General features: G+C 64.2%; 21 protein-coding genes. 20 read left to right on the plus strand and 1 reads right to left on the minus strand.

The genetic code is table 11. The features are described 5' to 3' along the window. Positions 1 to 128 precede the first annotated feature (128 nt). The 8 genes from OKW38_RS26025 (at position 129) to OKW38_RS26060 (ending at position 7,273) form a co-directional block, all read left to right on the plus strand. Positions 129 to 959: a 3',5'-nucleoside bisphosphate phosphatase gene (locus tag OKW38_RS26025; protein WP_429363666.1), complete on the plus strand. Its 831-nt coding sequence runs from the start codon at positions 129 to 131 to the stop codon at positions 957 to 959. A gap of 113 nt (positions 960 to 1,072) precedes the next feature. Next, positions 1,073 to 1,708, plus strand: a complete 636-nt coding sequence (locus tag OKW38_RS26030) for an L-threonylcarbamoyladenylate synthase (protein WP_090800752.1) — start codon at positions 1,073 to 1,075, stop codon at positions 1,706 to 1,708. 56 nt (positions 1,709 to 1,764) lie between these two features. Beyond that, positions 1,765 to 2,427 (plus strand): site-2 protease family protein, encoded by a 663-nt coding sequence (locus OKW38_RS26035; RefSeq protein WP_429363668.1) that lies wholly within the window; start codon positions 1,765 to 1,767, stop codon positions 2,425 to 2,427. A 6-nt stretch (positions 2,428 to 2,433) separates the two neighbouring features. Further along, a complete protein-coding gene (locus OKW38_RS26040) occupies positions 2,434 to 3,636 on the plus strand; it encodes a tryptophan--tRNA ligase (protein WP_090800748.1) in 1,203 nt (400 codons plus the stop codon). Positions 3,637 to 3,664: 28 nt separating this feature from the next. Then, positions 3,665 to 4,267 (plus strand): class I SAM-dependent methyltransferase, encoded by a 603-nt coding sequence (locus tag OKW38_RS26045; protein WP_090800746.1) that lies wholly within the window; start codon positions 3,665 to 3,667, stop codon positions 4,265 to 4,267. A 43-nt stretch (positions 4,268 to 4,310) separates the two neighbouring features. Next, entirely contained in the window at positions 4,311 to 5,228 is a 918-nt protein-coding gene (gene dapA / locus OKW38_RS26050; RefSeq protein ID WP_429363669.1) for a 4-hydroxy-tetrahydrodipicolinate synthase, read from the plus strand. A 123-nt stretch (positions 5,229 to 5,351) separates the two neighbouring features. Next, complete coding sequence (gene bamC, locus OKW38_RS26055) at positions 5,352 to 6,491, plus strand: outer membrane protein assembly factor BamC (RefSeq protein ID WP_090800743.1); 1,140 nt, start codon at positions 5,352 to 5,354, stop codon at positions 6,489 to 6,491. A gap of 8 nt (positions 6,492 to 6,499) precedes the next feature. Further along, positions 6,500 to 7,273 carry an MBL fold metallo-hydrolase gene (locus OKW38_RS26060; protein WP_090800741.1) on the plus strand — a complete coding sequence of 258 codons (774 nt, stop codon included), beginning with the start codon at positions 6,500 to 6,502 and terminating at the stop codon, positions 7,271 to 7,273. A 145-nt stretch (positions 7,274 to 7,418) separates the two neighbouring features. Here the strand turns inward: OKW38_RS26060 and OKW38_RS26065 are convergent, their stop codons facing one another. Next, positions 7,419 to 8,117, minus strand: coding sequence for a Bax inhibitor-1/YccA family protein (locus OKW38_RS26065; RefSeq protein WP_090800739.1), 699 nt, complete (start codon positions 8,115 to 8,117; stop codon positions 7,419 to 7,421). A 268-nt stretch (positions 8,118 to 8,385) separates the two neighbouring features. Between OKW38_RS26065 and ndk the strand changes: the two genes are divergently transcribed. From ndk to hflC, 12 genes are all read left to right on the plus strand, one after another. Continuing rightward, entirely contained in the window at positions 8,386 to 8,811 is a 426-nt protein-coding gene (gene ndk, locus OKW38_RS26070; protein ID WP_090800738.1) for a nucleoside-diphosphate kinase, read from the plus strand. 210 nt (positions 8,812 to 9,021) lie between these two features. After that, positions 9,022 to 10,173, plus strand: coding sequence for a 23S rRNA (adenine(2503)-C(2))-methyltransferase RlmN (rlmN, locus tag OKW38_RS26075; RefSeq protein ID WP_429363671.1), 1,152 nt, complete (start codon positions 9,022 to 9,024; stop codon positions 10,171 to 10,173). Between the two features lie 221 nt (positions 10,174 to 10,394). After that, complete coding sequence (locus tag OKW38_RS26080; protein WP_429363673.1) at positions 10,395 to 11,534, plus strand: helix-turn-helix domain-containing protein; 1,140 nt, start codon at positions 10,395 to 10,397, stop codon at positions 11,532 to 11,534. Positions 11,535 to 11,619: 85 nt separating this feature from the next. Beyond that, on the plus strand, positions 11,620 to 12,936 hold the full coding sequence (ispG, locus tag OKW38_RS26085) for a flavodoxin-dependent (E)-4-hydroxy-3-methylbut-2-enyl-diphosphate synthase (protein WP_090800733.1): 1,317 nt from the start codon (positions 11,620 to 11,622) through the stop codon (positions 12,934 to 12,936). 21 nt (positions 12,937 to 12,957) lie between these two features. Beyond that, positions 12,958 to 14,298: a histidine--tRNA ligase gene (gene hisS, locus OKW38_RS26090; RefSeq protein ID WP_090800731.1), complete on the plus strand. Its 1,341-nt coding sequence runs from the start codon at positions 12,958 to 12,960 to the stop codon at positions 14,296 to 14,298. Between the two features lie 66 nt (positions 14,299 to 14,364). Continuing rightward, positions 14,365 to 14,994, plus strand: coding sequence for a YfgM family protein (locus OKW38_RS26095; RefSeq protein ID WP_429363675.1), 630 nt, complete (start codon positions 14,365 to 14,367; stop codon positions 14,992 to 14,994). A 79-nt stretch (positions 14,995 to 15,073) separates the two neighbouring features. Then, positions 15,074 to 16,219: an outer membrane protein assembly factor BamB gene (gene bamB / locus OKW38_RS26100; protein ID WP_429363676.1), complete on the plus strand. Its 1,146-nt coding sequence runs from the start codon at positions 15,074 to 15,076 to the stop codon at positions 16,217 to 16,219. A 470-nt stretch (positions 16,220 to 16,689) separates the two neighbouring features. Continuing rightward, on the plus strand, positions 16,690 to 18,027 hold the full coding sequence (gene der / locus OKW38_RS26105) for a ribosome biogenesis GTPase Der (RefSeq protein WP_184022435.1): 1,338 nt from the start codon (positions 16,690 to 16,692) through the stop codon (positions 18,025 to 18,027). Positions 18,028 to 18,202: 175 nt separating this feature from the next. Beyond that, positions 18,203 to 18,439 carry an RNA chaperone Hfq gene (hfq, locus tag OKW38_RS26110; protein ID WP_006051315.1) on the plus strand — a complete coding sequence of 79 codons (237 nt, stop codon included), beginning with the start codon at positions 18,203 to 18,205 and terminating at the stop codon, positions 18,437 to 18,439. A 57-nt stretch (positions 18,440 to 18,496) separates the two neighbouring features. Beyond that, complete coding sequence (hflX, locus tag OKW38_RS26115) at positions 18,497 to 19,684, plus strand: GTPase HflX (protein ID WP_429334807.1); 1,188 nt, start codon at positions 18,497 to 18,499, stop codon at positions 19,682 to 19,684. A 49-nt stretch (positions 19,685 to 19,733) separates the two neighbouring features. After that, complete coding sequence (hflK, locus tag OKW38_RS26120; protein ID WP_429363677.1) at positions 19,734 to 21,128, plus strand: FtsH protease activity modulator HflK; 1,395 nt, start codon at positions 19,734 to 19,736, stop codon at positions 21,126 to 21,128. 15 nt (positions 21,129 to 21,143) lie between these two features. Further along, entirely contained in the window at positions 21,144 to 22,049 is a 906-nt protein-coding gene (gene hflC / locus OKW38_RS26125) for a protease modulator HflC (RefSeq protein ID WP_429363679.1), read from the plus strand. The last annotated feature ends 34 nt before the right edge of the window (positions 22,050 to 22,083 follow it).

Genomic DNA, 22,083 nt, shown 5'->3' on the forward strand with positions numbered 1-22,083 from the left:
TCGCGGGATCGGCGCTGACTGGTCTTGACCTCGCGGCACGCCGGCAACCGGCACTGGCGTCGCGAGATACCCCTGCGGCCCCTTACTGCATTGCAGTAAAATGACCGCAGAACCCTTCCAGGACCACGATGAACGCCGATCTTCACTGCCACTCCACCGTTTCCGACGGCCAGTTCGCGCCGGCCGACGTCGCGCGCCGCGCGCACGCTAACGGCGTGACGCTGTGGGCGCTCACCGATCACGACGAAGTGGGCGGCCAGCACGAGGCGCGCACCGCGGCCGAGGCTCTCGGCATGGATTACCTGAGCGGCGTCGAGATTTCGGTCACGTGGGCGGGGCGCACCGTGCACATCGTCGGACTCGGCATCGATCCGGGCAGCCAGATCCTGATCGACGGTCTCGCCCGCACGCGCGACGGCCGCGCCGCGCGCGCCGAAGCAATCGGCGAGCAACTGGCCACGCTCGGCATTCCAGACGCGTACGAGGGCGCGCTGCATTACGTGTCGAATCCCGACATGATGTCGCGCACGCATTTCGCGCGCTTCCTGGTCGAGCACGGCCACTGCGCAAACACCCAGGAAGTGTTCGACCGCTATCTCGGCGACGGCAAGCCGGCTTACGTCGCGCACCGCTGGGCCAGGCTCGCCGACGCACTCGGCTGGATCCAGGCCGCGGGCGGCGTCGCGATCGTCGCGCATCCCGGTCGTTACGCATATTCGCAACTCGAATTCGACGCGTTCTTTGGCGAATTCATCGACCTCGGCGGCGAGGCGATCGAGGTCGTGACCGGCAGCCACACGCCCGACCAGTACCGCGAATATGCGGTCGTCGCGCGTCGCTATGGCTTCGAGGCCTCGCGCGGTTCCGACTTCCATGCGCCTGGCGAAGGCCGCATCGAACTCGGTGCACTGCCGCCGCTACCCGCCGATCTGAAGCCCGTTTGGGAACGCTGGCTGTGACCGCGCGCCGTGCCGGAGAGGCACGGCGCACGCGCGGGCCGGCTGGATGCGGCACGCGCTCTGCTCGCCGCAGCCCATCCGCCGCAGTTCGTCTGCCGCCATCGTGAGTCTCCATGTCCCAATACTTTCGGCTTCACCCCGACAATCCGCAACCGCGTCTCGTCAAGCAGGCCGTGCAAATCATCAACGGCGGCGGCGTGGTCGCCTTGCCGACCGATTCGACCTACGCGCTCGCCTGCCGTCTCGACGACAAGGATGCGGTCGAACGCCTGCGGCGCATCCGCGGACTCGACGAAAAGCAACTACTGTCGCTGCTCGTGCGTGATCTGTCGGAGCTCGCCAATTTTGCTATGGTGGACAACTGGCAGTACAGGCTGCTTAAGTCGGTGACCCCGGGTCCGTACGTGTTCGTGCTGCAGGCCACCAAGGAAGTGCCGCGGCGCGTGTCGCATCCGTCGCGCAAGACGATCGGCCTGCGCGTGCCGGATCACGCGATCACGCTCGCGATTCTCGAGGAGCTCGGCCAGCCGCTGCTCGGCTCGACACTGATCATGCCCGGCGAAACCGAGCCGCTGAACGACCCCGAGGAAATCCGCGCGCGGCTCGAAAAGCAGCTCGATCTGGTGATCGACGGCGGCGCGTGCGTGTGCGAGCCGTCCACCGTAATCGATCTGACCGGCTCGGAGCCGGTGCTGGTCCGGGCAGGGCGCGGCTCGCTCGCGCCGTTCGGTCTCGAGGAAACGGCGTGAGCGTCGTGAGCGAAAGCGGACAGACACGCACGAGCGCATTGTTACAATAGCGAGCTATGGATTCTTCCCTGATACAGACGATTGCGGTGTACGCGCTGCCGGTGATCTTCGCGATTACGCTGCACGAGGCTGCGCACGGCTACGTCGCGCGTTGGCTCGGCGACAACACCGCGTACGTGCTCGGCCGCGTGTCGCTGAACCCGATGCGGCACATCGATCCGCTCGGCACGATCGCCATTCCGCTGCTGCTGTACTTCGCGACGAGCGGCGCGTTCGTGTTCGGCTATGCGAAGCCGGTGCCGGTCGCGTTCGGCAATCTGCGCAACCCGCGCTGGGGCAGCCTATGGGTCGCGGCGGCCGGGCCCATGTGCAATTTCATCCAGGCGCTGTTCTGGGGCGTGTTCGGCGTTGCGCTCGCGGGGATCAATGTCAACGAACCGTTTTTCACGCGCATGGCGGGCGCGGGCGTCGGCGTCAATCTCGTGCTCGGCGTGCTGAACCTGTTTCCGCTGCCGCCGCTCGATGGCGGCCGCGTGGTGATGGCCCTGTTGCCGCCGAAGCAATCGATCGCGTTGTCGCGGCTCGAGCCGTACGGCTTTTTCATCGTGATGGCGCTGGTGATGACGGGTACGCTCACGCGTTTCTGGTTGAGGCCACTCGTGACGCTCGGGTATAGCGCGATCACCGCAATTCTGACTCCACTTGTTTCGCTTTTCTAAATAACCATGTTCCCAGACCGTATCTTCTCCGGCATGCGGCCCACCGGGTCGTTGCACCTCGGCCACTATCACGGCGTGCTGAAAAACTGGGTGCGGCTGCAGTCCGAATACCCGTGCTTCTTCTGCGTGGTCGACTGGCACGCACTGACGACGCACTACGAAACGCCCGAAGTGATCGAAAAGAACGTGTGGGACGTGCTGATCGACTGGCTCGCTTCCGGCATCGATCCGGCGCAGGCGACGCTGTTCATCCAGAGCAAGGTGCCCGAGCATGCCGAACTGGCGCTGCTGCTCGGCATGAGCACGCCGCTCGGCTGGCTCGAACGCGTGCCGACCTACAAGGAGCAGATGGAAAAGCTGAAGGACAAGGACCTGTCCACCTACGGCTTCCTCGGCTATCCGGTGCTGATGGCGGCGGACATTCTGCTGTATCGCGGCTCGCTCGTGCCGGTCGGTGAAGACCAGGTGCCGCACGTCGAGATGACGCGCGAAATCGCCCGTCGTTTCAACTACCTGTACGGCCGTGAGCCGGGCTTCGAGGAGAAGGCGAACGAAGCCGCGAAGAAGCTCGGCGGCAAGCGCTCGAAGCTGTATCACGAGTTGCGCAACGCGTATCAGCAGGAAGGCGACGACGAAGCGCTCGAACGCGCGCGGGCGATGCTGCAGGAATCGCAAAGCCTGTCGATGAGCGATCGCGAGCGCCTGTTCGGCTATCTCGAAGGTTCGCGCAAGATCATCCTCGTCGAGCCGCAGGCGATGCTGACCGAGGCGTCGCGCATGCCGGGTCTCGACGGCCAGAAGATGTCGAAGTCGTACGGCAACACGATCGGCCTGCGCGAAGACGCGGAAACCATCACGAAGAAGGTCCGCACGATGCCGACCGACCCCGCGCGCGTGCGCCGCACCGATCCGGGCGATCCCGACAAGTGCCCGGTGTGGCAGTTGCATCAGGTCTATACCGACGAAGCGACCCACGAGTGGGTGCAGAAGGGCTGCCGCTCGGCAGGCATCGGTTGCCTCGATTGCAAGCAGCCGGTCGTCGAAGGGATTCTGCGCGAGCAGCAGCCGATGCTCGAGCGCGCGCAGAAGTACATGGACGACCCGTCGCTGTTGCGCGCGATCGTCGCCGATGGCTGCGACAAGGCACGCCGGTTCGCGACCGAAACGATGCGCGACGTCCGTGAGGCGATGGGGCTGTCGTACAACTGATGCGCACCCGATGCACCGCGGTGCAGCGATGAGCACGCCCGTTACCAGTGGCTTGCATGGCCTCGGTGAACCGTCGCGCTGGGTGCGTCACTGGGCGCACCTGATCGCGCCGGGCGGCGCGGTCCTCGACGTCGCGTCGGGGGCCGGGCGGCATGCGCGCTTTTTTGCGTCGCTCGGCCATCCGGTCACCGCGATCGATCGCGACGCGGCTGCTCTCGACCTGCTGCGCGACGCGCCGCTCGTCACACCTCTCGTGGCCGATCTCGAAGGCGCGACGTGGCCACTACCGGCCGATGCGGCGTTCGCCGCCGTCGTGGTCACCAACTACCTGCACCGGCCGCTTTTTCCGCAGTTGCTGCGCGCGCTCGCGCCCGGCGGCGTACTGGTTTACGAGACCTTCGCGCAAGGAAACGAAAGCGTCGGCAAACCCTCCAATCCGGCGTTTTTGCTCGCGCCTGGCGAGCTGCTCGACACCGTGCGGGGCCACCTGCGGGTGATCGCATTTCAGGACGGATTTCTCGCCGAGCCGCGTCCGGCCTACGTTCAGCGCATCTGCGCGGTTCGGGAAACGGCCCGGGCGCATGATCCCGCACGGGCAACAGCGCCACCTTGTTACGAGTTGGCTGGCTAATCCGCTACAATCGCGGTTTACCTGATCATATTCATGGCGTTTCATGACTAACGGCAACCACAGCGGTCACCAGGACGGCGTTCAGATCCGCGGCAGCATTCCTGCCATCATCACTCCGATGCTCGAAGACGGCAGCCTCGATCTGCCGGCGTTTCGCAAACTGATCGACTGGCACGTCGAGGAAGGCACGAATGCGCTCGTCGTGGTCGGCACGAGCGGCGAGTCGGCCACGCTGTCGGTCGAAGAACACGTGCTGATGGTCAAGACCGCAGTCGAGCACACCGCTGGACGCATTCCTGTCATCGCGGGCGCGGGTGCCAATGCCACCGCTGAGGCGATCGAACTCACGCAACACGCGAAGGACGTCGGCGCGGATGCCACGCTGCAGGTCGTGCCGTACTACAACAAGCCGACCCAGGAAGGCATTTACCGCCATTTCGCGAAGATCGCCGAAACCGTCGATCTGCCGGTGATTCTGTACAACGTGCCGGGCCGCACCGTCGCCGACATGAGCAACGAGACCATCCTGCGCTGCGCGCAGGTGCCGGGCATCGTCGGCGTGAAGGAGGCCACGGGCAACATCGACCGCGCCGCGCATCTGATCAAGTCGGCGCCGGCGCATTTCGGCATCTACAGCGGCGACGACCCCACCGCGATCGCGCTGATGCTGCTCGGCGGTCACGGCAATATTTCGGTCACCGCGAACGTCGCGCCGCGCGCAATGAGCGAACTGTGCAAGGCCGCGCTCGCTGCGGACGTGAAGACCGCGCGCGACATTCATCTGAAACTCCTGTCACTGCACAAGTACCTGTTTGCCGAAGCGAATCCGATTCCGGCGAAGTGGGCGCTGCAGCAACTGGGGCGTGTGCAGGGCGGCATCCGCCTGCCGCTCACGCCGCTCGATGCGCAATACCACGAAGTGGTGCGCGGCGCGCTGCGCGAAGCGGGCCTGCTCGGCTGAACGGGCCGACCGTCCCGCCGCCCACGCAAGACCGCCACCGGCATTTCATTAACCGACGTCGCTTCAGCCCACGTTCCCGGCAGATCGAACGAGGCATCGCGTTCCAGCATCACGAAGGACCTCATGAAACGTTCCGCACTTTCCCTCCACGCAACCCGCATGGCGGCGCTGGCGCTTGCCCTGTCGACGCTCGCCGGCTGTGACACGCTGAACGACTGGTTCGCTTCCGACCGCGTCAACTACAAGGCGACCTCGAGCGCGCCGCCGCTCGCCGTGCCGAGCGATCTGAGCACGTCGCCGAACGACCAGCGCTATGTGGCACCGCCGGCCAATCTGGCGCTTGGTGGCACGCCGACGCGCGCTGTCACGGCGGCCGGCAACGCAACCGAAGGTCAGCCGAACGCGCAGGATCCGCTCGGCATGCATATCGAGCGCGACGGCGACCGTCGCTGGCTGGTGGTAGACGGCCGTTCCCCGGAACAGCTCTGGCCGCAGCTGCAGGAGTTCTGGCAGGAAAACGGCTTCGTGCTGAAGACCGATGCGCCGGCCACCGGCATCATGACGACCGACTGGGCGGAAAACCGCGCGAACATTCCGGACGACTGGTTCCGCCGCACGGTCGGCAAGGTCATCGACTTCGCCTATTCGTCGGGCACCCGCGACAGTTTCCGCACGCTGGTATCGCGCGGTCCGGACAGCGCGACCGATATCTCGATCACGCACAGCGCGATGGAAGAGGTGATGACCGGGCAGGACAAGACGTCTTCGCGCTGGGAAGAGCGTCCGCGTGATCCGGCGCTCGAGGCGCTGTTTCTCGCCAAGCTGATGCAGAAGTTCGGCCTGACTGAAGCACAATCGAAGCAGCTGCTGACCGACGCGCGCACCGCCGCCGCGCCGACCACGATCGAGCAGAGTGCGGGTGCGTCGACGCTCGATCTGCAGGAGTCGTTCGACCGTGCCTGGCTGCGTGTGGGCCTCGCGCTCGATCGCACCAACTTTACGGTCGACAACCGCGATCGCGAGAAGGGCATCTACTACGTGCGCTACGCGGATTCGATGCAGGAACTGAAGAAGGAAGGCCTGTTCGGCAAACTGTTCTACAGCGGCAATTCGACGCGCAAGCCGGGCCAGGAATTCCTCGTCAACGTGCGCGCGAAGGGCGACGCGGTGACGCAGGTCGCGGTCGTCGACGCGAATGGGCAGATCGACACGTCGTCGGACGCGCAGCGCATCGTGTCGCTGCTGCACGCGCAACTGAACTAAGGCGGGTCGTGCGCTTCGCAAGTCTCGGCAGCGGCAGTGAAGGCAATGCGCTGCTGGTGGAGGCGCGCAGCGGTGCGGTCACCACGCGTGTGCTGCTCGATTGCGGTTTTTCCGCGCGCGAAGTCGAGCGGCGTCTGACGCGGCTCGGCGCGAGTGCCGAGCACCTCGACGCGATCCTGATTACGCATGAACATAGCGATCACATCGGCAGCGCATTGACGCTGGCGCGCAAGTGGTCGATTCCGCTGTACATGAGCTGGGGCACCGCGCGCGCGGTGGGCGCCGACGAAGCCGATGTTGACCTGCAGGTGCTGTGGGGCGACGAGGCGGTATCGATCGGAGAGCTCAGCGTTCTCCCTTATACCGTTCCGCACGACGCCCGCGAACCGCTCCAATACGTGTTCTCGAACGGCGCGAGCCGGCTTGGCGTGCTCACCGACGTGGGCACGTCCACGCCGCATATCAGCGCGGTGCTGAGTGGCTGCGACGCGCTCGTGCTCGAATGCAATCATGACGTGCAGATGCTCGCGGGCAGTCGTTACCCGCCGTCGCTGAAGGCGCGTATCGGCGGCAATCACGGGCATCTGAACAATCACGCGGCGGCTGAAATCCTGGCGTCGCTCGACCGCTCGCGCTTGCGGCATCTGGTCGCGGCGCATCTGAGCCAGCAGAACAATCTGCCGGAACTTGCGCAGGCGGCGCTGGCGGGCGTGCTTGACGCGGCTCCCACGGAGGTGGTGGTTGCGTCGCAGAGCGAAGGTTTCGCGTGGTTGACGGTGTGACTGTGGCGCCCGGTTGGCGTCCGGTCGCGCTGCACGCCATGCGCCGGGTGGTCAGGTAATGAAAAAGCCCATAACGAGCAATCGTTATGGGCTTCTAATTTGAGCGTCGAGTGCGGCGTGGGGCACGCCGCACGACCGGGCAAACTTAATTGCGGTTGCCGCCAAAAATGCCGAGCAGCGCAAGCAGATTGACGAACACGTTGTACAGATCCAGGTAGATCGCCAGCGTCGCCGTGATGTAATTCGTCTCGCCGCCGTTCACGACGCGCTGCACGTCGAACATGATGTAGACGGAAAAGATCACGATTGCCATGACTGAAACCGTCAGCATCAGCGCCGGCAGTTGCAGGAACACGTTCGCGACCGAAGCCAGCAGGATCACGATCACGCCCATGAAGAGCCACTTGCCGAGGCCCGAGAAGTCACGTTTGCTGACCGTGGCGATGGTCGCCATGGCCGCGAAGATCACACCGGTGCCACCAAAAGCGAGCATGATCAGCGACGGGCCGTTCGAGAAGCCGAGCACGAACGCGAGAATGCGCGACAGCATCAGCCCCATGAAGAACGTGAAGCCGAGCAGTACGAAGACGCCGACGGCGCTGTCCTTGGTGCGCTGGATCGCGAACATGAAGCCGAAGGCGATCGCGAAGAATGCCAGCATGCTCATGGCGGGGCTGGTGGCGGCAAACAGTGAGAAGCCGGTGGCAAGACCCACCCACGCGCCGAGCACGGTCGGAATCATGGACAGCGCGAGCAGCCAGTAGGTATTCCGCAGCACGCGGTTGCGTGTTTCGACCGTGCTGACCGCGCCGTTGCGGCCAAACATATACGGATGTTCGTTCATGATCTCTCCTTACCTCGGAAGCGTGTTTCGTGATGGTGATACGGCAATTTGCGAAGCGCCGGCGGGCGCACCGTTCATCCGTAAGATTAGCGCGGCAGCACGGAGTTTCAATACCTCCAGTCGCCCATATCGCCTACGCTACCAGTATTTCGCGCCCTTTGCTTTGATCCTTTCAGTGCTGTAAGGGTTCAATCGCAATGATGCACGGGAACATGCTACAATAGCGGATTCACTTGAATCTGTAACTTCTTAATTTTTTGGAGCTTTTATGGCGATCGAGCGCACCCTGTCGATTATCAAACCGGACGCAGTGGCCAAGAACGTGATCGGCCAGATCTATACCCGTTTTGAAAACGCTGGTCTGAAGATCGTGGCATCGCGCATGGTTCATCTGTCGCGTGCTGACGCCGAGAAGTTCTACGCCGTGCACGCAGCACGTCCGTTCTTCAAGGACCTCGTCGAATTCATGATCTCGGGTCCGGTGGTCGTGCAGGCGCTGGAAGGCGAAAACGCGATCCTGAAACACCGTGATCTGATGGGTGCGACTGACCCGAAGAAGGCAGAAAAGGGCACGATCCGTGCCGACTTCGCGGACAGCATCGACGCCAACGCGGTGCACGGCTCGGACGCACCGGAAACGGCCGCGATTGAAATCGCATTCTTCTTCCCCCAAGTCAACGTCTACTCGCGTTGAGCGCCTCGCGCTGAGGTCAGGCACTGGCCTCGGTCGTAAGCCGTGTCCGCCTGGCGCGTTTCGTGCAGCCGAATTGTTTTATCGCATGAATCGCGCGCGTTGCACGGCAAAGTAGTAAGGTAAAAGCAGCAGGAATGGGCGCGAACGGGCACGGCGTTCATGCAGCTTGTTGCATGAACGTAGTCTCGCAATGAAATGGCAGGATTCGATATGACGAGCAGTCCCTCCGTCAACCTTCTCGACCTCGACGCCCAAGGGCTCGTCGCCTATTGCGACAGCCTGGGCGAGAAACCGTTTCGCGCCAAGCAATTGCAGCGCTGGATTCATCAATACAACGCTGCCGACTTCGACGGCATGACCGATCTCGCGAAGTCCTTGCGCGAAAAGCTCAAAGGGCGCGCCGCGATCACGATGCCGGGCGTCGTCAGCGACCACGTTTCGTCGGACGGCACACGCAAGTGGCTGATCGACGTCGGAAACGGCAACGCCGTTGAAACCGTCTACATCCCCGAAGAAACGCGCGGCACGCTGTGTGTGTCGTCACAGGCTGGGTGTGCGGTCAACTGCCGGTTCTGCTCGACCGGCAAGCAGGGGTTCTCCCGCAATCTCACCACCGGCGAAATCATCGGCCAGTTGCGCATGGCTGAGTTTGCGCTGCGCGCGTCGCGTGGTGATGCCGGCGGCCGCGCGATGGGCGGCGACGGCAAGGGCGAGCGCGTCGTCACGAACGTCGTGATGATGGGGATGGGCGAGCCGCTGCTCAATTACGACGCAGTCGCGCCGGCCATGCGCCTGATGCTCGACGACAATGCGTACGGCCTGTCGCGCCGGCGCGTCACGTTGTCCACTTCGGGCGTCGTACCGATGATGGACCGGCTCGGCGCGGATCTGCCCGTGGCGCTCGCGGTGTCGCTGCATGCCTCGAACGACGCGCTGCGCGACGTGCTGGTGCCGCTCAACAAAAAGTACCCGCTGCGCGAGCTGATGGCGGCGTGCGAGCGCTATCTGAAAGTCGCGCCGCGAGATTTCATTACGTTCGAATACTGCATGCTCGATGGCGTGAACGACAGCGAGGCGCACGCGCGCGAGTTGCTCGCCGTCACGCGTAACGTGCCGTGCAAGTTCAATCTGATTCCGTTCAATCCGTTCCCCGAATCGGGCCTTATCCGTTCGAAGCCGGAACAGATCAAGCGGTTTGCGCAGGTGTTGATGGACGCTGGCGTGGTCACCACTGTGCGCAAGACCCGCGGCGACGATATCGATGCTGCCTGCGGTCAGCTGGCCGGCGCGGTGAAAGACCGCACGCGTCTTGCTGAGCGCACCGGGAAGGCGGCGAAGGTGATCGAGGTTCGCGCCGTGTAACGCCGTGTAATCGCGAGGGCGGCAGGGCGTCGGCGTTCGGCGGAAAGTACCGCGAGCGCAAAAATGCTCGCATGCCACCGGCGATTAAAAGAAAGTTTGCAGAATCGATCGGGAGCGGTACACAAAGCCGCACATTTTGTTATAAACGGTCTGCGATTTGGACGTGACGCTCGAGCCCGTCCGGTCGCACGATTAAAAGAATCGACGCGAAAGGATTTGGGATGAGTGAGCCGCAGCACCCGCAGCCGCACGAGACAGACACGAGCGATGGCCATCCGGCACCCGTTGCAAGGGCGGTGGTCCAGCCTGTCGTGCAGCCGGCCCTTGATTCGTTGGCAGCGGTTGGCGCGCGCTTGACCCAGTTGCGCGAGGCGAAAGGCTGGGCTATCGAGGACGTGTCGGCGCGGCTGAAGGTGTCGGTCGTCAAGCTGAGCGCGCTCGAGGCGGGCGACGTCAGCCATCTGCCGGACACGACATTCGCACTCGGCGTCGTGCGCAGCTACGCGAAAATGCTGGGCGCCGATCCGGCGCCTTTTACGGCGGCGCTGCGTCGCGAGAAGGGCGTGCCGGCGCCGAATCTGTCGATGCCGGCGTCATCTGGCAAGGATCTGCCGCGCGGCAAGGTTTCGCTGTCGCTCGGTGACGGCGGGCATAAGAGCCGTTCGTGGCTGTGGGGCATTGCGGCGATCGTCGTCGCGGTCATCGCACTCGGGATGTGGCGCACTAACGGCGGTGATTCGTCCGCGTGGCTTGCGCGCCTGAAGGCAAGCGCGAATAGTTCGACTATCAGCGACACGGCGGCTTCGGGCGCGGTCGCTCAGGGTCCGGCGACGGCGGCGCAAGGGGCATCGGCGCCGGACGCGGCGGCCACGGCTGACAACGCGGCGAGCGCGGACAATGCGGTGTCTGCGTCGGCAACGCCGATGCCGGCTCCGCTTGCCACTGGCACCGCGCCGGGCTCGGCCCCGGCAGCGAATACGGCGGCAACGCCGGCACCGGCGGCCGCGGCACCGAAGGCCGGCTCGCAGGCTCAGGCACAGGCCGCGATGGAGAGCGCAAATGCACCGGCGGTCGTGGCGAACGCGTCGGCACCGGCGGTCACGCCAGCGCTCGGCGAGGCGGTCGTCGCGCTGCGCGTGACGCAGGACAGCTGGTTCAGCGTGCGTGACAAGAACGGCAAGGAACTGTTCTCCGGCCTCGTGCATGCCGGCGATCCGAAGCAAGTGACGGGTGTCGGTCCGTTCAAGGTCACGGTCGGCAACAAGGCGGGTCTCGAGTCGGTGACGCTCGACGGCCAGCCGGTCGATCCGTCGAAATATGCGACAGCCAAGGGCAACGTGGCGCGCTTTGCGCTGCCTTGACAGATACGGTATGCGCCGCGGTCAACCGGTCCGCGGCGCTTTTTCAATTCAGGCGCTGCGTTTTTGCATAGCGCGTGCGGCGTAAATGGGTTTTTCGATGCAAACCGACGCTCAATCCCAATCCTGTAGCAAGATCGTTTCAGACGAGCCGGTGTTCGGCGGCCCCGCGATGCGGCGCAAGTCGCATGCGGTCAACGTCCGCTGGGGCGGCGAGCTCGTGACCATCGGCGGCGATGCGCCGGTGCGCGTGCAGTCGATGACCAACACCGACACCGCCGACGTGATCGGTACCGCTATCCAGATCAAGGAACTGGCGCAAGCCGGGTCCGAACTGGTGCGTATCACCGTGAATACGCCGGAAGCGGCGGCGGCCGTGCCGGCGATCCGCGAGCAACTCGACCGCATGGGCGTGATGGTGCCGCTCGTCGGCGACTTCCATTACAACGGCCACCTGCTGCTGCGCGACTATCCGGGCTGCGCGGAATCGCTGTCGAAGTACCGGATCAATCCGGGCAACGTCGGGCACGGCGCGAAGCGCGACACGCAGTTCGCGCAGATGATCGAGACGGCGGTCAAATACGACAAGCCGGTGCGCATCGGCGTGAACTGGGGCAGCCTCGACCAGGACCTGCTCGCGAAGATGATGGACGAAAACGGCTCGCGCGCCACTCCGTGGGAAGCGCAAAGCGTGATGTACGAAGCGCTGATCCAGTCGGCGATCGGCTCGGCGGAACGTGCGGTCGAACTCGGCCTCGGGCGCGACCAGATCATCCTGTCGTGCAAGGTCAGCGGCGTGCAGGATCTGATTGCCGTGTACCGCGAACTCGCGCGCCGTTGCGATTTCGCGCTGCATCTTGGCCTGACCGAAGCGGGCATGGGTTCGAAGGGCATCGTCGCGTCAACCGCGGCGCTGTCGGTTCTGCTGCAGCAGGGCATCGGCGATACGATCCGTATTTCGCTGACGCCGGAACCGGGCGCGTCGCGCACAGGCGAAGTGATCGTCGGTCAGGAAATTCTGCAGACCATGGGCCTCCGGTCGTTCACGCCGATGGTGATCGCGTGCCCCGGCTGCGGGCGCACCACGAGCACGCTGTTCCAGGAACTCGCGTCGCAGATCCAGACCTACCTGCGTCAGCAGATGCCGGTGTGGCGCGACCAGTATCCCGGCGTCGAGCAGATGCACGTCGCGGTGATGGGCTGCATCGTCAATGGTCCGGGCGAATCGAAGCAGGCGAATATCGGCATCAGCCTGCCGGGCTCGGGCGAGAATCCGGCCGCGCCGGTGTTCATCGACGGCGAAAAGGTGAAGACGCTGCGCGGCGAGAACATCGCGCAAGAATTCCAGCAAATCGTGAGCGACTACGTCGAGCGCCGCTATGGCCGCGCCGACGCGCTCAACTAAAAACCGGCTATCGAAACACAGATGACTGAACAGAAGAAAAAGCTCGAGAAGCTGTCTGGCGTGAAGGGCATGAACGACATCCTTCCGCAGGAAGCCGGGCTCTGGGAATTTTTCGAAACCACCGTCAAGTCGATGCTGCGTTCGTACGGATACCAGAATATCCGCACGCCGATCGTCGAGCATACGCAGCTGTTCACACGCGGTATCGGCGAAGTGACCGACATCGTCGAAAAAGAGATGTACAGCTTCACCGACGCATTGAACGGCGAAAACCTGACGATGCGCCCGGAAAACACGGCGGCCGTGGTGCGCGCGTCGATCGAACACAACATGCTGTACGATGGCCCGAAGCGTCTGTGGTATATCGGTCCGATGTTCCGTCACGAGCGTCCGCAGCGCGGCCGTTATCGCCAGTTCCACCAGGTCGGTGTCGAGGCGCTCGGTTTCGCGGGTCCGGATGCGGACGCGGAAATCATCATGATGTGCCAGCGTCTGTGGGACGACCTCGGCCTGACTGGCATCAAGCTCGAAATCAACTCGTTGGGCCTCGCTGAAGAGCGCGCCGCGCATCGTGTCGAACTGATCGCGTATCTCGAAAAGCACATGGACGTGCTCGACGAAGATGCGAAGCGCCGTCTCTATACGAACCCGCTGCGCGTGCTCGATACGAAGAATCCTGCGCTGCAGGAAGTTGCGCGGAACGCGCCGAAGCTGATCGATTTTCTTGGGGAAGAATCGCGCGCGCACTTCGAAGCTCTGCAGCGTCTGCTGAAGGCGAACAACCTTCCGTTCACGATCAATCCGCGTCTCGTGCGCGGTCTCGATTACTACAATCTGACCGTGTTCGAGTGGGTGACCGACAAACTCGGCGCGCAAGGCACGGTCGCGGCGGGCGGCCGCTACGATCCGCTGATCGAACAGCTCGGCGGCAAGCCGACGGCTGCGTGCGGCTGGGCGATGGGCGTCGAGCGGATTCTCGAGCTGCTTAAGGAAGAACAGCTCGTGCCGGAAGACGAAGGTTGCGACGTGTACGTGGTCCATCAGGGCGACACCGCGCGCGAGCAGGCGTTCATCATCGCCGAGCGTCTGCGCGATACCGGTCTCGACGTGATCCTGCACTGCAGCGCGGACGGTCAGTCGGCAAGTTTCAAGTCGCAGATGAAGCGCGCCGACGCGAGCGGCGCCGCGTTCGCGGTCGTGCTCGGCGAAGATGAGATCGCCAACGGCACGGTCGGCGTGAAACCGCTGCGCGATACGCAAGCCCACGGCGGTAAGAACGAGCAACAGAACGTGCCCGCCGAAGACTTGACCGAATATCTAATCAATGCGATGGTTGCATCCGCCGAAGACGGCGACGACTGATCGCGATGTCGTTGGGCCGGCTGGCTCGACACGCACACGTAGCAAGAATGAGGAAATCGCCGGGCAATGAGTTACCACGACGAACAAGAATCGATTGAAAGTCTGAAGGCATGGTGGACGCAGTGGGGCAATGCGACCACGTGGATCGTGCTGGTGGTGTTGCTGGCAGGCGCGAGCTGGAACGGCTGGAATTTCTGGCAGCGTCGTCAGGCCGCGGAAGCCGCGGTGCTGTATGACCAGGTTCAGCAAGCCGCGGCATCGGGCGATAAGGCGCAGATTGCGCGCGTCGCCGCCGACATGGAAGACAAGTTCGGCCGTACTGCCTACGCGCAGATGACCGCGCTCGGCGCCGCCAAGGCGCTGTACGTCGCTGGCGACGAAGCCGGCGCGAAAGCGCAGCTGCAATGGACGATCGATCACGCGAAGGACGACGAGTTCAAGCAGATCGCGAAGCTGCGCATGGCATCGCTGCTGCTCGACGACAAGGCATACGACCAGGGCCTCGCGCTCCTGGCCGAGCCACAATCCGATGCCTTCAAGGGCGTCGTGGCGGACCGCCGCGGCGACCTGCTCGCCGCCCAGGGCAAGCGCGACGACGCGCGCGCGGCCTACAAGCTCGCGCTCGACTCGCTGTCGAACAGCGACAGTTCGGCGCGCCAGCTGATCCAGTTCAAGCTGGATGCACTTGGCGGCTGAGCGTCCCGCGCAGCGCGCCGCGAGCCACGACCGCAAGGCGGTCTCCTTTAATCCAATTTCCTGAATGCTTCGTCCACCGATGAATCTGCTGAAACGTTACGCCGTGCCCGTTATCTGTGCGATGACCGTTCTCACGCTGGCGGCTTGCTCATCCACGAAAGACGAGCGCCGTGTGCCGACGCCGCTCAACGAGTTCAAACCCGTGCTCGACGTGCAGCAGACCTGGTCGGCGAGTGTCGGCAAGGCGGGCCGCTACCTGTTCTCGCCGGTTGCGGTCGGCAATGCCGTGTATGCTGCCGGCACGAATGGCACGGTCGCCAAGATCGACGCGCAAACGGGCAAGGACGTGTGGCGCGTCAAGTTGCACGATGATCTGTCGGCGGGCGTCGGCAGCGATGGCACGCTCACCGCGGTCGGCGGCTTGAAGGGCGACGTGTACGTGCTAGGCGCGGACGGCAAGCAGCTATGGACCGCGAAGGCGCCGGGCGAGATCATTACGCCGCCGCTCGTCGGCAACGGCCTCGTGATCGTGCGCACGATCGACGGCCAGATCGTCGCGTTCAACGCGCAAACCGGCGAGCAGAAGTGGAACTTCCGCAACCGCGCGGTGCCGCTGAACCTGCGCGTGTCGTCGGGCATGACGTTCGCAGGTGACGCGGCCGTGCTGGCCGGCTTCCCGGGCGGCTCGTTCGCTGCGATCAACTTGCAGACGGGCGACGCCTACTGGCAGACGCCGGTGTCGTATCCGAAGGGCGTGACCGAGGTCGAGCGTATCAACGACGTGACCGGCCCGCCCACGCTGGTGGGTTCGGAGACCTGCGCCGTGACGTTCCAGGGCCAGATTGGCTGTTTCGACGCCAACTCGGGCCGCGCGCTGTGGGGCAAGCCGTTCTCGAGCACGACCGGCCTCGCGCAGGATGAGCGCAGCGTGGTCGCCGCCGACGACTGGTCGGTCGTGTCCGCATTCGACGTGAACAACGGCTCGGTGCTGTGGAAGAACGACACGCTGAAGAACCGCGACCTGAGCGTGCCGACGCTGCTCGGCCGCGCGGCCGTGTTCGGCGACTACAAGGGCTTCGTGCATTTCCTGTCGACCGTCGACGGCACGCTCGTCGCACGAGTGAAGACCGACGGCAGCGCGATTACCGCGGCGCCGGTGCTGGCTGGCGACACGCTGGTCGTACAGACGCGCGACGGCGGCCTGTTCGGCTATCGTCCGCGCTGATCGCGATAGATGATGTCAGGCGCGCAGGCCGGCTTTGCCGGCCGCGCGCTTTTTAATTGAAGTCTGCGCCGGCTTTGGCGTGCGGCTCGTGCGTCGGGTTGCCACGCTGCCCGTCGCGTGATCGGGCAGGCTCAATAGAAAAAATCGCCGGACGGGCTGGTCCGGCAAGTCGGATCGAGGCTGTGGCCGCCGGCACGCAAGGCGGCGCGTGCGCTTCGTCGACGGCCTTGCAAATTAAAGACGCCCTCGAACACGAGCGCGTCAGCCGTCGAGCAGCCCGGTCTGAAGCAGGCGCCCCCGGCGGCGTCTGTGCAGTCCACGCCCGTCCGCCTGGATGCGCATATCGATCGCGCATCCGGAGCAGGCTGAATTCGTGATAATTTCGTCAGAACGCCACCCCGTGGCGCCCGCCTGGCGTCGCTACGCGCGCGATCGGTTGCGATCCCGCGTTTCACCGTGAACAACATCAGATGAAACCCGTTATTGCCCTCGTTGGGCGCCCCAATGTGGGGAAATCCACGCTGTTCAACCGCCTTACGCGTTCGCGTGATGCGCTGGTTGCCGACCTGCCCGGTCTCACGCGCGATCGCCATTACGGCGAAGGACGCGCCGGCGAGCGGCCGTATCTGGTCGTCGACACCGGCGGCTTCGAGCCGGTCGCGAAAGACGGCATCCTGCACGAGATGGCGCGCCAGACCCGCCAGGCGGTCGAGGAGTCGGACGTCGTCGTGTTCATCGTCGATGGGCGCAACGGTCTCGCGCCGCAGGACAAGTCGATCGCCGACTATCTGCGCAAGGTTGGCCGGCCGATCTTCCTCGTCGTGAACAAGGCCGAGGGCATGAAGTACGCCAACGTCGCGGCCGACTTCTACGAACTCGGTCTCGGCGATCCGCGCGCGATTTCGGCCGCGCACGGCGACGGCGTCACCGACATGATCAACGAGGCGCTCGAAGTCGCGTATGCCGGTCAGCCGGAAGAGAGCGAGGAAGACAAGGAAGCGCGCGGCGTGAAGATCGCCATCGTCGGCCGGCCGAACGTTGGTAAGTCGACGCTGATCAATGCGCTGGTCGGCGAAGAGCGCGTGATCGCGTTCGACATGCCCGGCACTACGCGCGACTCGATCTACGTCGATTTCGAGCGCAACGGCAAGCCGTATACGCTGATCGACACGGCCGGCCTGCGCCGCCGCGGCAAGGTGTTCGAGGCGATCGAAAAGTTCTCGGTCGTGAAGACGCTGCAGTCGATCTCCGATGCGAACGTCGTGATCCTGCTGCTCGACGCGCGTCAGGACATCTCGGATCAGGATGCGCACATCGCTGGCTTCGTCGTCGAGCAGGGCCGCGCGCTGGTGGTTGGCGTGAACAAATGGGACGGTCTCGATCCGCATGTGCGCGAGCGCACCAAAGCCGACCTCGAACGCAAACTAAAATTTCTGGACTTCGCCAAATTCCATTTCATTTCCGCCGCGGAAAAAACCGGAATCGGGCCGCTGATGCGTTCGGTCGACGACGCGTACACGGCCGCGATGTCGAAGCTGCCGACGCCGAAGCTGACGCGCGCGCTGATCGAGGCGGTCGAATTCCAGCAGCCGCGCCGTCGCGGTCCAGTGCGTCCGAAGCTGCGTTACGCACACCAGGGCGGACAGAATCCGCCGATTATCGTGATTCACGGCAATGCGCTCGACGCGATCACCGACACGTATAAGCGGTACCTCGAAAATCGCTTCCGGGAAACTTTCAAGCTGACGGGGACTCCATTGCGAATAGAGTTCAGATCGTCGACGAACCCTTACGCGGACAAAGGCTGAAGCAAGCTGAAGCTGGTCTTAAAGCTGGGCTGAAACCCGCGTGTATGCTGGGTTTGGCCGGGGGTCCCGGGCCCGCGCGTCGAAATGAAAATCAGCTATAGTGTAGCGGTTGGCGGCGGATCTCTTTTTCTTCGCCGTCAATTCAGTCAACCTGCAAAAAAATACGGAGTTTGCTATGAGCAACAAAGGGCAATTGTTACAAGACCCGTTTTTGAACGCACTGCGTAAAGAGCATGTGCCGGTGTCGATCTACCTGGTCAACGGCATCAAGCTTCAAGGGAACATCGAATCGTTCGACCAGTACGTCGTGTTGCTCCGGAATACGGTCACCCAGATGGTCTACAAGCACGCCATTTCGACGGTCGTGCCTGCCCGTCCGGTGAATTTCCACCCGGATTCCGAACAGTCCTAACCCTCGCCGCGGCCGGCACACTGTCGCCCGTTGGCGATCACTCCCGGCCGCGTCATTTTGATACCCTCCAATTTGATCAATGCAGCGCTCGTTGGCATCGACTTCGGCAAGATCGATTTCGAAGCCAGTCTCGAAGAACTCAGCCTGCTCGCGCACAGCGCGGGCGCGAACCCCCTGGTCACCCTCACCGGACGCCGTTCCAGTCCCGACGCGAAGATGTTCGTCGGCAGCGGCAAGGCCGAAGAATTGCGCCTTGCGTGCGAAGCAAACGACATCGAACTCGTGATCTTCAACCATGCTCTGGCGCCTGCGCAGCAGCGCAATCTGGAGCGGGCGCTTAATCGGCGCGTGGTCGATCGCACCAGTCTGATCCTCGACATTTTCGCGCAGCGCGCACGCAGCCACGAAGGCAAGCTGCAGGTCGAACTCGCGCAGCTGCAATATCTGTCGACCCGGCTGATTCGCGCGTGGACCCACCTCGAACGTCAGAAGGGCGGTATCGGATTGCGCGGTCCAGGCGAGACGCAGCTCGAAACCGACCGCCGGCTGATCGGCGAGCGCATCAAGGCGCTCAAGATCCGCCTCGACAAGCTGCGCCGCCAGCATGGCACGCAACGCCGGGCGCGGCATCGCAACCAGACGATGTCGGTGTCGCTCGTCGGCTACACGAACGCCGGCAAATCGACGCTCTTCAACGCGCTGACCAAGGCGCAGGCGTATGCCGCCGACCAGTTGTTCGCCACGCTCGATACCACCTCGCGGCGCGTGTATCTGGGCGACGAAGCGGGGCAGGTGGTGGTGTCCGATACCGTCGGTTTCATCCGCGAGCTGCCGCACCAGCTCGTCGCCGCGTTCCGCGCGACGCTCGAGGAAACCATTCACGCGGACCTGCTGCTGCATGTCGTCGATGCATCGAGCGCGGTGCGGCTCGACCAGATCGATCAGGTCAACGAGGTGTTGCACGCGATCGGCGCGGACACGATCCGTCAGGTGCTCGTGTTCAACAAGATCGACGCGGTGCCAGAGCTGGCAGCCCGTGGCGACGCGGTCGAGCGGGACGAGTATGGTAATATTTCGCGCGTCTTTTTGAGCGCGCGCACCGGGCAGGGGCTGGATGCATTGCGCGCTGCCATCGCCGAAATCGCTACAGCCGAACCGCTTGCCGACATGCCGCTCGATGCGTCGCAAGATGACCGCGCGGCGCAACTGCGCGACGACCGCAAGGTTCCAGAACTCGGGCACTGACCCGTTCCAATTGCACTGACCCGCTGTCTACTCTGGTGAACGAACACAGGTGAACGATTACAACGAGCGGAGTATCTGGCTGCGTATGCGCGCCTTGCTTTCACTGAACGATCCGCGTTGGGGCCGGGGCGACGGCAACGGCGACCGGCAACGGCCGAACGATCCGAAGCGACCGGCACGCGACGGTGAAGGTCCGCCCGACCTCGACGAAATGTGGCGCGAATTCAATCGCCGTCTGTCCCGGATTTTCGGGCGCAGGGGCGGCGGTGTCGGCGGTGGCCGTCCTGACAACGGCCGTGGCGCGCGCATCGGCGTCGGCATCGTGATCGGCGTGCTGATCGCGATCTATCTCGGCAGCGGTGTGTTCGTCGTGCAGGATGGCCAGGCGGCCGTCGTGCTGCAGTTCGGCAAGTATCGCTATACCGCGGAGCCGGGCGTGCACTGGCGTCTGCCGTTTCCGTTCGAGTCCCACGAGTTCGTCAATGTCGGGCAGATCCGCCAGGTCGAGATCGGCCGTAGCAATGTGGTGCGTCTCGCGAACGTCAAGGACGCGTCAATGCTCACGCACGACGGCGACATCGTCGACGTGCGCTTCGCCGTGCAGTACCAGGTGCGCAAGCCCAACGACTTTCTGTTTCGCAGCGTCGATCCCGATCAGAGCGTGATGCATGCCGCGCAGGCGGCGGTGCGCGGCATCGTCGGCGCGCAGAGCACTAGCGATATCCTCGATCAGGATCACGAAACTTTGCGCCAGCAGCTGATCGCGGCGATCCAGCAATCGCTCGATCAGGACCAGTCCGGTCTGGCAGTCACGGGCGTGACGATCCAGAGCGTGCAGGTGCCCGAGCAGGTGCAACCCGCGTTCGCCGACGCTGCGAAGGTGCACGACGAAAACGAACGCGCGAAACGCGATGCGCAGGCTTATGCGGCCGATCTTCTGCCGCGCGCGCAGGCCGACGTCGATCGTCAGGTCCAGGAAGCCAAAACCTATAGCCAGACCACGGTCGCGCAGGCGCAGGCCGAGGCCGAGCGCTTCAACCAGGTCTACGCCCAATACGCGAAGGCGCCGGCCGTCGTGCGCTTCCGCCTGTACATGGAAACCATGCAGCAGATTTACGCGAACGCGACCAAGGTGTTCGTCGACGCGAAGAACGGCAACAACGTGCTGTATCTGCCGCTCGACAGGCTCGTCGAGCAGAATCGCGAACGCCAGGCCGCGGCGGCGGGCGCCGCCGCTTCGGGTCCTGCTGTCGCGGGCGCGCCGCAAGCGGCGAGTGCGGCCGCGCCGTCGGCCGCTGAGACCGGTGCCGCGGCAGGCTCCGCCGCCGATGGCGCATCCGCACCCGCCGCTTCCGCGCCTGCGCCAGCGAGCCGGCCGAGCGCCGCGTCGCTGCGCTCGCGCGAAGCGTTCCGCAATCGCATGCGTGAAGACGACGTTCAATAAGGAGCGCACAAGAATATGAACCGAATCATTGCGCTCGTCGTCGCGCTCGTCATCGTGCTGTTCGCGGCATCGTCGATGGTGTTCGTCGTCGATCAACGGCATATGGCTGTGTTGTCCGGGCGCGGCGACGCGACGCCCACGCTGCTCGGCCCGGGGCTGCACGTGAAGCTGCCGCCGCCGCTGCAAACGGTCGCGTTCGTCGACAATCGCATCCAGTCGCTCGACGCACCCGACGAAGATCATTACGTCACGTCCGACAAAACCGATCTGCTGGTCAACCCGGTGATCAAGTTCCGCGTGACCGATCCGCTGAAGCTGATCGCCGAAACGAAGGGTGATCCGCAGAGTCTGCCCGACCGGCTCGCGCTGCTGTCGCGCGGCGCGCTCGGCGACGCGTTCGGCAAGTTCACGCTGTCCGACGCGCTCGCCAAACAACCGGCGATCGCCGAACAGGCCCGCGGTGCGATGGACAAGGGCGCGGCATCGCTCGGCGTATCGGTCGTGGATGTGCAACTCACGCGCGTCGATTTCCCGGCAGCGGTGGCCGACTCGGTATTCAAGCGCATGATCGCCGCGCGCAAGCAGGTCGCGGCGGACGAGCGAGCGAAGGGCGCCGCCGAAGCGAACCAGATCCGCGCGGACGCGCTCGCGAAGCAGCAGGCGGTGCTCGCCGACGGCCTCGCGCAGGCGCAGGGCATTCGCGGCGAAGGCGATGCAAAGGCCGCGGAGATCGCTGCCGAAGCGTTCGGCAAGGATCCGCAGTTCTACCAGTTTTATCAAAGCATGCAGGCGTACCGGAAGACCTTCAAGCCGGGCGACCTGATCGTGGTCGACTCCAGTAGCGAGTTCTTCCGCTTCATGCGTAGCCCGACCGGCGGCGTCGCCCCGGACGCTTCCGCGCCTGCTGCGCGCAAACGCTGATTACCGAAGGCCGCGGCATCCGCATCGCGGCCGC

Source organism: Paraburkholderia sp. MM5496-R1 (genome assembly GCF_050436205.1).
Taxonomy (GTDB): domain Bacteria; phylum Pseudomonadota; class Gammaproteobacteria; order Burkholderiales; family Burkholderiaceae; genus Paraburkholderia; species Paraburkholderia tuberum.

Coding starts and splice junctions, on each gene's coding strand:
- OKW38_RS26025 (WP_429363666.1), top strand. CDS start 129: ATGAACGCCGATCTTCACTGCCACTCCACCGTTTCCGACGGCCAGTTC.
- OKW38_RS26030 (WP_090800752.1), top strand. CDS start 1,073: ATGTCCCAATACTTTCGGCTTCACCCCGACAATCCGCAACCGCGTCTC.
- OKW38_RS26035 (WP_429363668.1), top strand. CDS start 1,765: ATGGATTCTTCCCTGATACAGACGATTGCGGTGTACGCGCTGCCGGTG.
- OKW38_RS26040 (WP_090800748.1), top strand. CDS start 2,434: ATGTTCCCAGACCGTATCTTCTCCGGCATGCGGCCCACCGGGTCGTTG.
- OKW38_RS26045 (WP_090800746.1), top strand. CDS start 3,665: ATGAGCACGCCCGTTACCAGTGGCTTGCATGGCCTCGGTGAACCGTCG.
- dapA (WP_429363669.1), top strand. CDS start 4,311: ATGACTAACGGCAACCACAGCGGTCACCAGGACGGCGTTCAGATCCGC.
- bamC (WP_090800743.1), top strand. CDS start 5,352: ATGAAACGTTCCGCACTTTCCCTCCACGCAACCCGCATGGCGGCGCTG.
- OKW38_RS26065 (WP_090800739.1), bottom strand. CDS start 8,117: ATGAACGAACATCCGTATATGTTTGGCCGCAACGGCGCGGTCAGCACG.
- ndk (WP_090800738.1), top strand. CDS start 8,386: ATGGCGATCGAGCGCACCCTGTCGATTATCAAACCGGACGCAGTGGCC.
- rlmN (WP_429363671.1), top strand. CDS start 9,022: ATGACGAGCAGTCCCTCCGTCAACCTTCTCGACCTCGACGCCCAAGGG.
- OKW38_RS26080 (WP_429363673.1), top strand. CDS start 10,395: ATGAGTGAGCCGCAGCACCCGCAGCCGCACGAGACAGACACGAGCGAT.
- ispG (WP_090800733.1), top strand. CDS start 11,620: ATGGGTTTTTCGATGCAAACCGACGCTCAATCCCAATCCTGTAGCAAG.
- hisS (WP_090800731.1), top strand. CDS start 12,958: ATGACTGAACAGAAGAAAAAGCTCGAGAAGCTGTCTGGCGTGAAGGGC.
- OKW38_RS26095 (WP_429363675.1), top strand. CDS start 14,365: ATGAGTTACCACGACGAACAAGAATCGATTGAAAGTCTGAAGGCATGG.
- bamB (WP_429363676.1), top strand. CDS start 15,074: ATGAATCTGCTGAAACGTTACGCCGTGCCCGTTATCTGTGCGATGACC.
- der (WP_184022435.1), top strand. CDS start 16,690: ATGAAACCCGTTATTGCCCTCGTTGGGCGCCCCAATGTGGGGAAATCC.
- hfq (WP_006051315.1), top strand. CDS start 18,203: ATGAGCAACAAAGGGCAATTGTTACAAGACCCGTTTTTGAACGCACTG.
- hflC (WP_429363679.1), top strand. CDS start 21,144: ATGAACCGAATCATTGCGCTCGTCGTCGCGCTCGTCATCGTGCTGTTC.